At 67.8% G+C, this 13,562-nt stretch carries 14 protein-coding genes; 3 read left to right on the forward strand and 11 right to left on the reverse strand.

Going from position 1 to position 13,562, the window contains the following annotated elements:
• Positions 1 to 17 precede the first annotated feature (17 nt).
• Entirely contained in the window at positions 18 to 293 is a 276-nt protein-coding gene (locus tag BJL86_RS13315; RefSeq protein ID WP_067476969.1) for a glutaredoxin family protein, read from the reverse strand.
• Positions 294 to 585: 292 nt separating this feature from the next.
• Between BJL86_RS13315 and BJL86_RS13320 the strand changes: the two genes are divergently transcribed.
• Positions 586 to 1,560 (forward strand): HAD family hydrolase, encoded by a 975-nt coding sequence (locus tag BJL86_RS13320; protein WP_156515405.1) that lies wholly within the window; start codon positions 586 to 588, stop codon positions 1,558 to 1,560.
• Between the two features lie 25 nt (positions 1,561 to 1,585).
• On the opposite strand, the gene BJL86_RS13325 is transcribed toward BJL86_RS13320, so the two are convergent.
• The 7 genes from BJL86_RS13325 to BJL86_RS13355 all read right to left on the reverse strand — a co-directional run bounded on the left by BJL86_RS13325 (position 1,586) and on the right by BJL86_RS13355 (position 8,922).
• Entirely contained in the window at positions 1,586 to 2,707 is a 1,122-nt protein-coding gene (locus BJL86_RS13325) for a lysophospholipid acyltransferase family protein (protein ID WP_067476972.1), read from the reverse strand.
• Between the two features lies 1 nt (position 2,708).
• Positions 2,709 to 4,211 carry an NAD-dependent epimerase/dehydratase family protein gene (locus BJL86_RS13330; RefSeq protein WP_231887275.1) on the reverse strand — a complete coding sequence of 501 codons (1,503 nt, stop codon included), beginning with the start codon at positions 4,209 to 4,211 and terminating at the stop codon, positions 2,709 to 2,711.
• A gap of 191 nt (positions 4,212 to 4,402) precedes the next feature.
• On the reverse strand, positions 4,403 to 4,504 hold the full coding sequence (locus BJL86_RS13335) for a 30S ribosomal protein bS22 (RefSeq protein WP_003855542.1): 102 nt from the start codon (positions 4,502 to 4,504) through the stop codon (positions 4,403 to 4,405).
• Between the two features lie 139 nt (positions 4,505 to 4,643).
• Complete coding sequence (locus tag BJL86_RS13340) at positions 4,644 to 4,865, reverse strand: helix-turn-helix domain-containing protein (protein WP_067476977.1); 222 nt, start codon at positions 4,863 to 4,865, stop codon at positions 4,644 to 4,646.
• A gap of 277 nt (positions 4,866 to 5,142) precedes the next feature.
• On the reverse strand, positions 5,143 to 5,994 hold the full coding sequence (proC, locus tag BJL86_RS13345; RefSeq protein ID WP_067476980.1) for a pyrroline-5-carboxylate reductase: 852 nt from the start codon (positions 5,992 to 5,994) through the stop codon (positions 5,143 to 5,145).
• Between the two features lie 116 nt (positions 5,995 to 6,110).
• Positions 6,111 to 7,973, reverse strand: coding sequence for a hypothetical protein (locus BJL86_RS17210; protein WP_075845022.1), 1,863 nt, complete (start codon positions 7,971 to 7,973; stop codon positions 6,111 to 6,113).
• A gap of 1 nt (position 7,974) precedes the next feature.
• Entirely contained in the window at positions 7,975 to 8,922 is a 948-nt protein-coding gene (locus BJL86_RS13355) for a Ppx/GppA family phosphatase (RefSeq protein WP_075845179.1), read from the reverse strand.
• A gap of 79 nt (positions 8,923 to 9,001) precedes the next feature.
• On the opposite strand from BJL86_RS13355, the gene BJL86_RS13360 reads away from it, so the two are divergent.
• Positions 9,002 to 9,856 carry a DUF3109 family protein gene (locus tag BJL86_RS13360; protein ID WP_067474053.1) on the forward strand — a complete coding sequence of 285 codons (855 nt, stop codon included), beginning with the start codon at positions 9,002 to 9,004 and terminating at the stop codon, positions 9,854 to 9,856.
• 40 nt (positions 9,857 to 9,896) lie between these two features.
• On the opposite strand, the gene BJL86_RS13365 is transcribed toward BJL86_RS13360, so the two are convergent.
• Complete coding sequence (locus BJL86_RS13365) at positions 9,897 to 10,601, reverse strand: response regulator transcription factor (protein ID WP_067474062.1); 705 nt, start codon at positions 10,599 to 10,601, stop codon at positions 9,897 to 9,899.
• Positions 10,598 to 11,830, reverse strand: coding sequence for a sensor histidine kinase (locus BJL86_RS13370; protein ID WP_067474065.1), 1,233 nt, complete (start codon positions 11,828 to 11,830; stop codon positions 10,598 to 10,600). The genes BJL86_RS13365 and BJL86_RS13370 overlap by 4 nt, the downstream gene beginning before the upstream one ends.
• A 142-nt stretch (positions 11,831 to 11,972) precedes the next feature.
• Here BJL86_RS13370 and BJL86_RS13375 point away from each other — a divergent pair, with 142 nt between their 5' ends.
• A complete protein-coding gene (locus tag BJL86_RS13375) occupies positions 11,973 to 12,662 on the forward strand; it encodes a maltokinase N-terminal cap-like domain-containing protein (RefSeq protein WP_067474068.1) in 690 nt (229 codons plus the stop codon).
• A gap of 141 nt (positions 12,663 to 12,803) precedes the next feature.
• Here BJL86_RS13375 and BJL86_RS13380 read toward each other — a convergent pair whose 3' ends face one another.
• The gene (locus tag BJL86_RS13380) at positions 12,804 to 13,550 is read right to left on the reverse strand and encodes a phosphoglyceromutase (protein ID WP_067474070.1); all 747 of its coding nucleotides are present in this window, start codon (positions 13,548 to 13,550) and stop codon (positions 12,804 to 12,806) included.
• Positions 13,551 to 13,562: the final 12 nt, after the last annotated feature.

The following is a 13,562-nucleotide window of genomic DNA, read 5'->3' on the forward strand; positions in this document are numbered from 1 at the left end:
CGGACGCGCCGATCCTCCTAGGCCTGCAGGTCCTCGCGTAGCTCGTCATTGTCGACCTCCCAGGCCGCGTACTCCTCGCCGTCGAGGAGCAGCACCGGCAGCCGGTCGCCGAACTCCGCCTTGAGCTCGGAATCGGTGTCGACGTCGATAACCTGCAGCGGCACCGACAGCTCCATGAGCAGCGGGGTGATCTGCTCACGCACGCGCACGCACGAGCCGCAGCCGACTCGCGTGAGGAGGGTGACCTCGTGCCGCGCGTTCGCGTACGGTTCGGATCCTTCGACCAGGTTCATACTCCCCATCGTGCCCCATGATGGCCCAGCAGTCGCATAAGATGAGGTCGCAACGAGCATTTCCGGTGCCGGCGCCAACGCGGGTCTCGCACCGATATGAAGGAGGCCTCCCGTGTCCGACGAGTCTTTGCCCCGCAGGTGGGGGCGATTCTTGCCGTCGAAGGCGCGGGTCGTGCAACGTGCCGTGTCCGCGGCGTTCCCCTCGCGTTCCGAGCGCCACCAGGCGGAAGCCGGCCGCGCGAGCGCGGCCGAGGCCCTTCGTTCGTCGGAGGACATTGAGGCATTCGGGGGTGTGGACGAGGAGAAGGCCGAGGCCAAGCGCCGCCCCGGCAAGAAATCCAAGGCGCCCTCCTCGCGGGATGTCGAGCATTCGGGTTTCGTCGGCGCGCAGGCCGATTTGGAGCCATCGATCGGCCCGGACGGCGAGCTCTACGAGCACGAGGTCACGGTCGAGGGCGAGCCGACGCCGATCGAGGAGAAGCTCGAGACCGGCGAGGAACTCACGCCCGATCCCACCGCCGCCGCATTCTTCGATGTAGACAACACCCTCATCCAGGGCGCGTCGATCCTGCTGCTCGCCCGCGGCCTCGCCCGCCACAAGTTCTTCACCACGCGCGACGTCGCGACGATGATCTGGCAGCAGGCCAAGTTCCGCGTCTCCGGCCGCGAATCCATGTCGGATGTCGCCTCGGGCCGCGAGAAGGCGCTGAGCTTCGTCAAGGGCCGCGCGGTTCGCGAGGTCGAGGAACTATCCACGGCGATCTTCGACGAGTCCATCGCCGACCGCTTCTGGCCTGGCACCAAGGCGCTGGCACAAATGCATATTGACGCCGGGCAGCAGGTCTGGCTCGTCACCGCGACCCCGGTGGAACTAGCCAACGTCATCGCCGAGCGCCTGGGCCTGACAGGCGCGCTTGGCACCGTCGCCGAACGCGAGGACGGGGTCTACACCGGCCGGATGGTCGGCGATATCCTCCACGGCTCGGGCAAGGCCCACGCGGTCAAGGAACTGGCGCGCACGAAGGGCCTGGACCTGTCGAAGTGCTACGCCTACTCGGACTCGTCCAACGACCTGCCGATGCTCTCGCTCGTCGCGCACCCGGTGGCGGTGAATCCGGATACCGCTCTGCGCGATGCCGCGCGCGAAAACGGGTGGCAGATCAAGGACTACCGTACGATGCGCCGCGCGGCGAAGATCGGCCTCCAGGGCACGGCCGTCGCGGCGGCCGCCGGCGGAGCGGTCGCCGTGTGGAAGCGCCGCTCCTAGCGGGGCCGCACCGGCTCACCAGTCATTAGCCGAAGAAGACGCTGCCGCGGCGAGCAAGATTGCGGTAGAGCGTGTTCTGGATCGTCTCGCGCACCTGGTCGGTGATCTCGAAGACGACCATTGGGTCGTCGGCGGCATCGGGGCCGAATTCCGCCGTCTCGATCGGCTTGCCGAATTCCATGATCCACTTCGTCGGCAGCGGCATCGCGCCGAGCAGACCCATGAGCGGGAACGTCGGCGTGATCGGCATGTACGGCAGCCCGAGGAGCCGAGCGAGCGCAGGAACCTCGCCGATCTTCGGGTAGATCTCCTCCGAGCCGACTACGGACAGCGGGATGATCGGCGCGCCCGCGGCGACCGCCGTGGACACGAATCCGCCGCGTCCGAAGCGCTGGAGGCGATAGCGGTCGCCGAAAGGCTTGCCGAGGCCCTTGAAGCCCTCCGGCCACACGGCGACGATTTCGTTCGACGTCAGAAGTGATTCTGCGTCTGCGGCGTTGGCGAGCGTGGCACCCACGCGGCGCGCGATCGGCGCGACGACGGGCACGCCCATCGCGAGGTCCGCGGCGAGCATCCGCAGGTTGCGGCCGGCGTGGTCGTGCACCGCAACCATGGTCATCATCCCGTCCATCGGCAGGACGCCGGCGTGGTTCGAGACGATGAGCGCCGAACCATCGGACGGGATGTTCTCGGCGCCGATGACCTCGACGCGGAACCAGTTCTCGAAGAACGGGCGCCAGATGGGCAGCCACACCTTTTCCTGGAAGTGCGCGTCGAACCCGAACTCGTCGATATCGTAGTTTCCGCTGAGCCGAACGGCGAGCAACTCTCCGACGTTCGAAATGGCTTCGGCCAGTGTGTTCACGGCCATCGCCTCGCCCGTGGCCAGTGCCACGTCGACCTTGTCGACCGCGCGGAGAATCGGCTCCATGAGCTCGGCCGTGGCACTCGGATCGAGCTTGAGCACCTCAGCGAGGTGCAGGCCGACCGCCTGGGCGGTGGTGACGATCTGCTCGAGGCTCTGCCCGATGGCGCCGGCGGCGGCGTCGGATCGACTCGTCATCCCCGTGAATGATTCCCCGACCATGCGCCAATGCTTTTCCTCGGCGTCATTCCGTGTCCCGAGATTGAATTCCGGTCCTGCCATCTCACGCCTCCTTGGCTTCGGCGGCAGCCGCGGACGTGCGCGATGCTGCGGGTTGTGCGGCGGCGGGCTTGGCCCCCGAGGTGCGAGCGGGCGAGCTCGCCTTCTTCGGCGAGGCCTTTTTCGCGGGGGCCTTCTTTGCCGGTGCCTTCTTCGCGGGTTTCGCAGGGGCGTCGTCCGGGGACTTGCTGGCAACCGCCGCGCGCGCAGCGTCGCCCGGGGCTGCCGGCTTCGACGCCCCCGATGCCACCGGCTTGGCGCGCTGACCGGCCTGAGCGACGCGAGTGGCCGGGGTGTCGTGCCCGTGGCCGGCCTCCTCGATCTCCGTGACCGTCATCGCGCGAAGCGTCGACTGGTTCCGCGTCTTTCCGCCGGTGGCGGGCCGGTCTATCTCGGCGAGCACCGATTCGACGCTCGCGAGGATCGCAGGATGCATCGAGCGCGGTACCGCGGCGAGCATCGCCCTGACCGCTGCGCGCGCCGTGTCCGCCGAGACGACCGGCTCGATACCGGAGTCCTTGATGTAGGCGGCGAGGGCCTGGCTCGTGGAGTAGCGCGGCGAGAAACCGAACACCTCACGCATGCGACGGTTGTCGACGCCGCGGCCGAACTTGAGGTATTCGATCTGCGAGGAGCCGATCTTCTTGAGCCCCTCGCCGGTGAAAATCCCGGCGGCCACCCGGAAGAACGGTGGCAGAACGGGGATCGCGATATGTCCGGCACGGCGCACTGCCTGGGAGAGCGTGATCATCCCGTCGCCGGCGATGTTGAAGGTGCCACCTGGGCCACGCATCGTCGCGAGCACGAGCGCCTCGAGCGCGTCCTGCGGATGGAGGAGCTGGATGCGCGGGTCGAAGCCGCCGAGCACCGGGGTGATCGACGGCTGCAGCAGTTCGCCGAACACCGTCGGCTCGGGCAGGCCGAGAATCGCGGGTACCCGCAGGATCGTCACCTCGATATCGGGGCGCTTGCGGTTCATCCCGCGCGCGTAGCCCTCGACCGAGAGATAGTCGCGGGGGATCCCTCCGCCGGGGCTTCGCTTGGCGGCCATATCCTCGGAGAACATCGCCGGGTCGAGCATGCTCGACCCGTACACCGAGGTCGACGACAACAGCACGAAGCGCTTGACGCTCGTCGCGCGGCCGGCGGCCGCCATCATGTGCATTGAGCCCATGATGTTGCTTTCCTTGACGGCCGCGCGGCCACCCGGGGCGAAATCGTTGTGATGAAGGCCCGCGTGGACGATCGTGTCGACGTCCTTCTCGCGAAGCACCGCCTGCATGCGCGGCGATTGCGGGTCCAGGCGCACGAACTCGGCATCACCCATGCGACGCCGGAACTGTGCGGAAGGCTTGCTGGAGTCGATCGCGATGACGCGTTCGATGGTCGGCTCGCGAAGCAACGCGCCGACCAGGTGCGCACCGAGATAGCGGCTACCCCCGATGACGGCGACGGCCTTTACTACATGCTCGTCGCCGGAGGGATGGGTCGAAGTTGCCACGCTCACCCCGCAGAGTCTAATAAAAAGCGCGCCCCCGTTGGGCGCCTTCGTAGAACTACGTTACCCGCCGACGGTTTACGGGCCGTACATACACCGAAGCCCGCACGTTCGACCATCCCCAACGGGGTAAGCATCGAAGGTGCGGGCAACTAATCTAAAGGCGCAGAGCCGGTGGCCGCTAAGCGCGGCCGCGGCCCTTACTTGCCAAGTTTGCGACGCTGCACGCGGGTGCGACGAAGCATCTTGCGGTGCTTCTTCTTGGACATACGCTTGCGGCGCTTCTTGATAACGGAACCCATGCGTTCCTCCTCCTCGTGAAAATTCTTCAGGTGGCCATTGTGCGGCGGGCACACCAACGAAGTAAGCGTACCTACCTCGCTGCGTCGATTAGAAATCGAGGCGGCGCGGCGGCTGCGCCCATGGCCCGCGAAATGCGGTCTAACCTGCGTCGTAAACCGAGGTGTCGAGGTACTCGTGCACGGCCTTCGAGTGCACGCGGAACGAACGCCCGACGCGCACCGCGGGCAGCTCACCGGAGTGAACGAGCCGGTACACGGTCATCTTGGAAACACGCATAAGTGACGCCACTTCGGCAACAGTCAAGAACTGCGAAGCGTTGGAGGCGCCGGCGCCGTTAGCGCCCGATTCAGCTGGAGTCATCTACATCGTTCCTTTACGGCACGCATCGTGCCGCAGGCTTCCCCTCCTGCGGTACTGACACGCGCGTGCTCTAGAAAGAGCCTAGCGTGAAAGGTGTGAATAGTGCGACGTGTGTGGGAAAAAATACCGCCTGATTTCTCGCGAGATCCGCCGCGTACTTAGCTGACCTGCGCTTCACCGCCGGTAAGGAATCGCAAAGGATTTCCGCAAGTTTCCCAACATATGGACACTCGGGCCGCATTTCCACAACACTGTTACGTCCAGGTCCGCGGCGAGGCTACGTCTGATCGGCGGACAGCTCGTCGATCATCTGCTCGCGCACCTCGTCCGCGAGCGCCGCCGAGCGCTCCTTACACGCCGACACAGCCCCGTACACCGTGGCGCGAAGGCCGCCGGACTCGAACGCGCGAAGCGCGGCAGCCGTGGTCCCGCCGGGCGAGGTCACCGCGGCCCGCAAGGCCGTCGGCCCGTCGCCCCCGGCCGCAAGCATTGCGCCGGCGCCCTTCGCGGTGCCCAGCACGAGCGTCTCGGCCGTCTTGCGCGGGATCCCCTGCTCCACCCCCGCCTCGATCATCGCCTCGGCGAGAAGGAAGAAGTAGGCCGGTCCCGAGCCGGACAACGCCGTCACCGCGTCCATCTGGGATTCGGTGACCTCGACGGTGGCGCCGACCGAGCCCATCATCTTGCGGACGAGGTCGATGTGCTCGCCGCGCGCGAAGCGGCCCTTGCAGATCGCGGAGGTCCCCTCGCCCACGAGCATCGCCGTGTTCGGCATCACGCGGACGACGGGCGAGCCTGCGGACAGCCGCGACTCGATGGCTTCGGTCGGCACACCGGCCGCCAGCGAGACGACAACCGCCTCGTGCACGCTGTCGGAGATGGCCTCGTCGACCTTGTCGATCACGCCCGGCACATCGTTCGGTTTTACCGCCACGACGATGACCTGCGCCCCCTCCGCGGCAATCGCGAGGTCCGACGTCATGATCGAATAACGGTCCTTCAGTTCGGCTGCGCGCGCCTCTCCGGTTTCGACGACCACGAGGTCCTGCGGCGGCCAACCGCCGTCGCGCAGTCCTGCGATGAGCGCCTCGCCGATTTTTCCGCCACCGATGATTGCAATTCGTGTCATACCCATAGCGTGCCACGGCTATGTGCGGTGTGCCGCGCGCGGCCGGTGGCTTCGGCCAAATGCAGAATCGGCGCGGCCCCCTTGTGGGTCCGCGCCGATCCAGTGAGACGAGTGCGTCAGGTGAACAGCCGCAGCACTAGCGGCCCGAACGTTACCCCTATGCCGACCACCACCGCGAGGCCGATCGACATCCAGTCGTTGCCGCGGCGCAGCACGCGCACGATGGCGACGAGGCCGATGATCACCACGATCGCGAGCGCCAGGGCCACCCACTTGAGGTCGCGCCACAGCAGCTCGAATGCGACGAACAGCGCTGCACCGGCGATCGCCGCACCGACGACCTGCATCGCGAGGATGGCCCACTGGGCGAAGCCGCTACGCTGCGGCTGATCGTCCCACTGCTCCTCACCGTAGGGGGCGAAGACCTCTTCGTCGTGGCTGCGGTAGTCGCCGTGGCCGTAGTCGCCGTATCCACCCCGAGCAGCATCCTGGCCCTGCGGATGGCCGGCCTCCCGGCCGCCGTACTCTACGCCCGTCGAGGACACGGCGGGCTGGGTGGCGGTGTCGGTGGCGGAGTGGCTATCGCCCGCATCCCCGCGCACCTTCTGGATGACGCCGGTGTTCGCATCCGAGGACCCGCCGCCGCTCGCGCGAACAGACGGATCGTCGTCGCGGCCGGCCTTGTTCGCCGCGTAGGCGCCGAGCCCGGCGGCGCCGGCAACCCCGGCGCCCGCAGCGGCCGCGGTCTTGCCGCCGAGCGAGCCGTTGGAGTCGGTCGATCCGTCGGCCGCGTGAGCGCTGTCCTGCTTGGCACCGGCATTGGCCTTGGACTTGTCACCGCGCTTGAACAGCGAGGTCTTTTCTTTCTTGGGCGCGTCCGCCGGCTTCACCGGGGGCGCACCTGCCGGAGTGCCCGCCGTGGCCGCCGCGCCCGTGGCGGTTGCCGCGCCTGCGGCAGTCGCACCCGCCCCGGCGCCGGCGGCGCCCTTGCCGTTCGCCGGGTCCTTCGCGCCTGCGCCGGCCAGGCCGTTCTCGTAGCGACGCTGGTTCGCGACCGACTCGCGGACAACCTGCTGCGCGCGGGTCGGCGCACCGGCGGTGTTGCCGGCGGCCGCGGCGCCTGCGCCCTGCGGGGCCGAAGGCGCGCCCTGCTGCTGTGCCTGCGCCTGCTGCGCCTTGGAGTCCTGCTTCGCGGCGCCTGTCTTGTCCCCACCGCGCGTAGACGCGGCCGCGGCGCCCGCGCCCGCAGCGCCGGCTGCACCGGCCGCTGCGGCGGTGCCTGCTGCAGCCTTGCCCGTACCGGAACCTGATCCGCCGCGTCCCTTGACCGAGGTCTCCGGCACCGGGATCGGCCCCGTGGTCGAGCCGTTGCCCGACGGGCGGCCGAACAGGTCGCCCGTGTCCGGCACCTGCGAGCCGGCGGCGGGGCGCTGCTCCGGCTTCGGCGGCATCGGGGTCTTGTCGGAAGTCTTGGCGCGCTCGGACGTCGTCGTCCGGCGGGCGATGCGCGGCGCAGCGGACTGCTGAGCCTGCTTGTCCGCGGACTTGGCCGCGGGCTGCGTGGCCTGCTGCTGGGGCGCCGCAGTGCCCTGCTGGGCCTGCGGAGTGCGCTGCTGTCCCTGCGGGCCTTGCGGCGCGGCCTGCACGCCCTGCGTCGCCTGCTGGCCTTGCGACGCCTGCTGGCCGCCCTGCTGAGCGGACTCGCGCTCCTCGGCCTCCTCGCGGGCACGGCGGCGCGCCGCGCGACCCGTCAAAGGCTGGCCGTCGGCTCCGACGCGCGGGATGTCGCCCGTCAGATCGGACACGCTCACCCCGCCGCTGTCGGCGCGGCGACGGTGGTGGTGGCGCTGGGAAGCCTCACCGGTCGAGTCCCCGGAAGCCCCCGAGTCCTCGCCTTGGCTCATGCGCTTAAGCAGCTCGGCTACGGTGATCGACTCTTCCGAGCCGCCTCCGCGCCGCGACTGTTCGCTAGCTGCCACGTCAGCTCCCCTTTCCATCACGACCGGCGTGATGATCCAGTCGTTGCAGGATCAGACCCTCGCGAAGGGCCCACGGACAAATCTTTACCGACTCTAACCCTAAAGCCCTCATGGAGGCCTCCGCGACTAGTGCCCCCGCTACGACTTGATACGACCGGTCGGAACTAATCCCCTCCAGTTCAGCACGATCGGACGCCGTCATCCGGGATATAAACGCAATTACCTGACGTAAACCTGCCGCCGTGAGCACCCTTTCGGCCCTCGGGCCCGCCGAAGCGGGCGCCGCGCCGGTCAATCGGGCGAGCATACGGAAGGTTTTCGACGTCGCGCACGCGAGATCGGGCTCGCCGAGGCTGCGGATCTCCTTCGCCGGTGCCTCGAGCTCGGCGTCGATGAAATCTCGCAGCGCATTGATGCGTTTACGCTCCGGCGGATCGGAATTGAACCAGTCGTGGGTCAGCCTGCCGGCGCCGAGCGGGAGCGAGAACGCCTTGTCCGGGTTCTCGTCCGGCCCCGACGTCAACTCCAAAGAGCCGCCGCCGATATCGAGGTTGACGATCGACCCCGCCGACCAGCCGTACCAGCGGCGCGCAGCGAGGAATGTCATCCGGGCCTCGTCGACACCGGAGAGCACCTCGAGGCGCACGCCGGTGGAATCCTCCACCGCATCGAGCACGTCGTCGGAATTCTTGGCATCACGAACCGCGGAGGTGGCGAAAGCCATGACCTCCTCGCAGTGCGTCGCCTGCGCGATCTCGGAGGCCTCCTTCACCGCATCGCTGAGCTTCTTGATCCCCTCTTTGCTGATGCGATCGTGCTTGTCCAGATACTGGATAAGCCGCACAGCGGTCTTGGAATCGCTCATCGGTGTGGGGTGGCCGCCCGCATGCGCGTCGACCACGACCATGTGCACCGTATTGCTACCGACGTCTAGGACACCCAATCTCACCCCTACACCGTATAACGGGCTACCGTTGCAAGGCGTGAGCAGTAGAACCAAAGGCGCATCGAGGCGCCCGTCGGACACCTTGTATTCCCGGTCCGGCACCGCGCGCGAGCCCGAGCCGGAGGTCGCGCTGGACTTCCCTCGCGAATGGTTCACTTTCGACCATCCAGGCGAGGAGGACCACGTCATCTCCGCGGACATGACGTGGCTACTTTCGTCGTGGAGCTGCGTGTTCGGCACGCCCTCGTGCCACGGGATCACCGCGGATCAGCCGGATTCGGGCTGCTGCACGCACGGCGCTTTCCTCACTGATGACGAAGACCGCCAGCGCCTGGCCGCCAACGTAGCGCTGCTGGCTCCGGACGAGTGGCAGCACGAGAGCGATGCGCTTGCCGACGCGAAATCGCGTAGTGCGACGTCATTGGACAAGGGAATCGAGCCGTGGCTCGAGGAGGACGAACTCGACGACGAACCCGCGTTGCGGACGCGGCGTTGGAACGGCCGCTGCGTCTTTTTCAATGACGTCGGATGGCCGGCGGGCTCCGGGTGCGCGCTGCACCACATGGCCCTTCGCCTGGGGCGCACGCTGCCCGAATCCAAGCCGGAGGTGTGCTGGCAGCTGCCGATCCGGCGGACCCAGGAATGGGAGACGCGCGCCGACGACGTGGAGGTCCTACACACGCGAATCGCCGAATACGACCGGCGCGGCTGGGGGCCTGGCGGGCTCGACCTCGACTGGTACTGCACGGGCTCGCCCGAAGCGCACGTGGGCGCGGAGCCGGTGTTCGAATCGCTCGCCGACGAACTGCGCGAGCTCATCGGGCCCGAGGCCTACGAGGTGCTCGCCGAGGCCTGCCAGCGGCGCCGGCAGCTCGGGCTCATCGCGGTGCACCCGGCGACGACGCGCGCCGAGGAGCTCGCCGAGCGCGAGAAATAGGACCCGGCGCAGACGCGCCGCCGAGTGTGTGGCCGCCGGGCTAGCCCGCGGCGGCGCCGTCAAACTTGTATCCGAGTCCGCGCACGGTGATGATGTGCTGCGGGCTGCCCGGATCGGGCTCGAGCTTCGAGCGCAGGCGCTTGACGTGCACGTCGAGGGTCTTGGTGTCGCCGACGTAGTCCGAGCCCCACACGCGGTCGATGAGCTGACCGCGGGTGAGCACACGGCCGGAATTTCGCAGCAGGTACTCGAGAAGGTCGAACTCCTTGAGCGGCAGCGTGATCGTGTCGCCGTGCACCTCGACGGTGTGGCGCTCGATATCCATGCGCACGGGACCGGACTGGAGCACCGAGGAATCGTCGATGGCCTCCTCGGGCTCCTCGCCGTTGCCGCGGCGCAGGACGGCGCGAATCCGGGCGATGAGCTCGCGTGCCGAGTACGGCTTGGTCACGTAGTCGTCGGCGCCGAGCTCGAGACCGACGACCTTGTCGATCTCGCTATCGCGGGCAGTGACCATGATGACGGGGACCGACGACACCGCGCGCAGCCGCTTGCACACGTCCGTCCCGCTCATCCCGGGAAGCATGAGGTCGAGCAGGACGATGTCCGCGCCCTGCGCCTCGAAATCGCGCAAGGCGCTCGGCCCGTCGGCTGCGACTGTGGCCTCGAAGCCCTCCTTGCGCAGCAAGAACGCCAAAGGGTCGGCGAGTGATTCCTCGTCCTCGACGATGAGTACTCGTGTCACTTAGCTTTTTCCTTTCCTGGGCCGACCCCGGTGTTGTGCGTGCCTGCGGAATCGCCGGTGCGATCCGGGGTCGGAGCTTCCGCCGCGGCAACCCGCGGAAGTTCGATGGTGAAGGTCGAGCCCATTTCGGGCCTGCTCCACAGGTGGACGACGCCGTTGTGGTTCTGCACGACGTGCTTGACGATCGCCAGCCCGAGGCCCGTCCCGCCGGTCGCGCGCGAGCGCGCCTTGTCGACTCGGAAGAACCGCTCGAACACACGTCCCTGATTCTCGGGGGCGATGCCGATGCCGTGATCGGTGACGCGGATGCGGACGGTGCGATCGTCGCTGGCGCGGCTGACGACGACCGGGGTGCCGGCGGGCGAATAATTGATCGCATTGGAGATGAGGTTCGACACCGCCGTTACCAACAGGGTCCTGTCGCCCATGACCTCCAGGCCGGACCGGTCGTCCGACGTCAGAGATATGTCCGACGATTCGGCCATGGAAATCGAGCGCCGCATGGCCTCGTCGACGACCTCGTCGACCGAGACCGGCGAGAGATCGCGCAGCTTCTCCGCGCCCTGTAGGCGGGACAGCTCGATGAGCTCGGTGACCATGGAGCCGAGCCGCTGCGATTCGTCGCGCACCCGCGAGCCGAAATACTGCACCGATTCGGGGTCGTCGCTCGATTCGAGGAGGGCCTCGGCGAGGACGCTCATCGCGCCGACGGGCGTCTTGAGCTCGTGGGAGACGTTGGCCACGAAGTCGCGGCGCGCGGACTCCATGCGGCGCTGCTCCGAATCGTCGTTCGCGTACACGACGACGAACTTGTTGTCCTCCTCGCGCAGGAACACCGTGTGCCCCGACACCGACGGGATCCGGTGCCCCGCCCGCGAATGCCCCGGCAGGTGGAAGTGCGCCTCGGCGCCATTGCGGAAGGTCTCGAGCACCGTCCCCCACACCTCTTCGGTGACGCGATGTCCGGTGACGATCCCGAGCTCCTCGGCGCGATCGTTGGAGATGATGAGGTCCTCGAAGCGGTCGACCACGGCGAGCGCGAGCGGCGACTGCTGCATCGCGTTATAGAGCACATCCGCCTTGCTCAGCACGCCATCCGTGCGGGTGGACGACCGCCCGCCGCGCGTCCCGGACATGCCCTGCCCGCGCCGCACCCCGATTTCGGAGCCGACGAAGAAGGCAGCGACCGCGCCGGCGGCGATCAGGCCTATCGCAACGTATACGTCCACGGTGTCCCAATCTACAACCAGGCAATCGCAGAACAAACGCGAGCTACGTCCGTTAACCGGGCGACTTATCCCGATCCACCGAACGTTTACCGGCCGTTCATTCTTCCTTTCGCCGACGCGCTCACGCGCCTACCCTGGGGGCATGGCTGACATCTTCCGCAATGCGTCACTGACCCCGTCCAAGCCCGAGGCGGTCGCGCGCTACATCCAGCGCCGCTGGCCCGACTCCGGCGCCACCGCCGAGAACATCACGCTCGTCGCCTCCTACCGATTCGACGACCCCGCGGGCGAGGTGGGCACGGAAGTACACATCGCCCATGACGCCGGAGGCCGCACCCTCCAGGTCCCCCTCACCTACCGCGGTGCTCCGCAACCAGGGATGGAGGGCACCGGGCTCGACGGCGAGGGCGGCGCCGAGCTGCTCACCTTGGAACACTCCGAACTCGGGACGCGCTGGGTCTACGATGGCCTCACCGACCGAGTGTTCGTGTCCGCGCTGGTGGAGGCCATTTCGTCGGGCTCCGGCGGGGCGCGCTACATCGACGCCGACACGGGCGAGGAGTTCACCTCCGGCCGAGCCGAGGTCCGCGGGACCGGCACCTCCTCCGCGGTGGCGATCCCCGAGAGCCTGCCCGCGCCGATGCCCGCCGAGACCTCGGCGACCCTACACCTGGGCGAGGCGACGCTCGTGTTCAACTCGGTGCTCGACACCGATTTCCCGGCCGCGGACTCCGGGTCCTCGACCGACTCGGCGGCGAGCACTCCCGGCCTGCTGCTCGGCTCCTGGCCCGGGCAGGACGCGGAGGTGCTGCTCGCGTCTATCGCGGACTGAGTCCGGTGGCGGCCGGTGCCACAGACGACTGGACGCCACTTTGTGTCGATAAACGCCGTGTAGGGAACTCAATTCGGGCGTTTATCGATACAAAGTGGCGTCCAGACGAATTCAGCCGAGAATCAACGCGGCCGCAGTAACCTACTTGCCGCCCTGGTTCGCCACGGCAGCGGCACCGGCGGCGGCGGCCTCCGGGTCCAGGTAGGTCCCGCCGGGGTTCGCCACCTCCCCGGACTCGGAGAACTCGTACACCAGCGGAATCCCGGTCGGAATATTCAATTCCGAGATCGCCTCGTCGGAGATGCCGTCGAGATGCTTCACCAGCGCGCGCAGCGAATTGCCGTGAGCCGCGACGAGAACGGTCTTGCCCGCCGTCAGCAAGGGTAGGATCTCCGCCTCGTAGTACGGGATAAAGCGCTTGACTACATCGAGCAGGCACTCGGTGAGCGGCACCTCGTCCAGGTCGGCGTAACGCGCCTCACCGACCTGCGAGTACTTATCGTCCGCAGCGATCTCCGGCGGCGGGGTGTCGTACGAGCGGCGCCACAGCATGAACTGCTCGTCGCCGAACTCTTCCTTGATCTCCGCCTTGTTGAGCCCCTGCAGCTTGCCATAGTGGCGCTCGTTGAGGCGCCAATCGCGCACGACCGGGATCCAGTGCCGATCGGCCGCGTCGAGCGCGATGTTCGCGGTCGTGATCGCGCGGCGCAGCAGCGACGTGTACAGCACGTCCGGCAGCACGCCGGCCTCGGCGAGCAGCTGCCCACCGCGCACGGCCTCCTCGCGTCCCTGCGGGGTCAGGTCCACATCCACCCAGCCGGTGAACTGGTTCGACGCATTCCATTCACTCTGTCCGTGCCGCAACAGCACCAGTTTTCCAAAAGCCATGCGCCCATTATT

Source organism: Dietzia timorensis (assembly GCF_001659785.1).
Classification (GTDB): Bacteria; Actinomycetota; Actinomycetes; order Mycobacteriales; family Mycobacteriaceae; genus Dietzia; species Dietzia timorensis.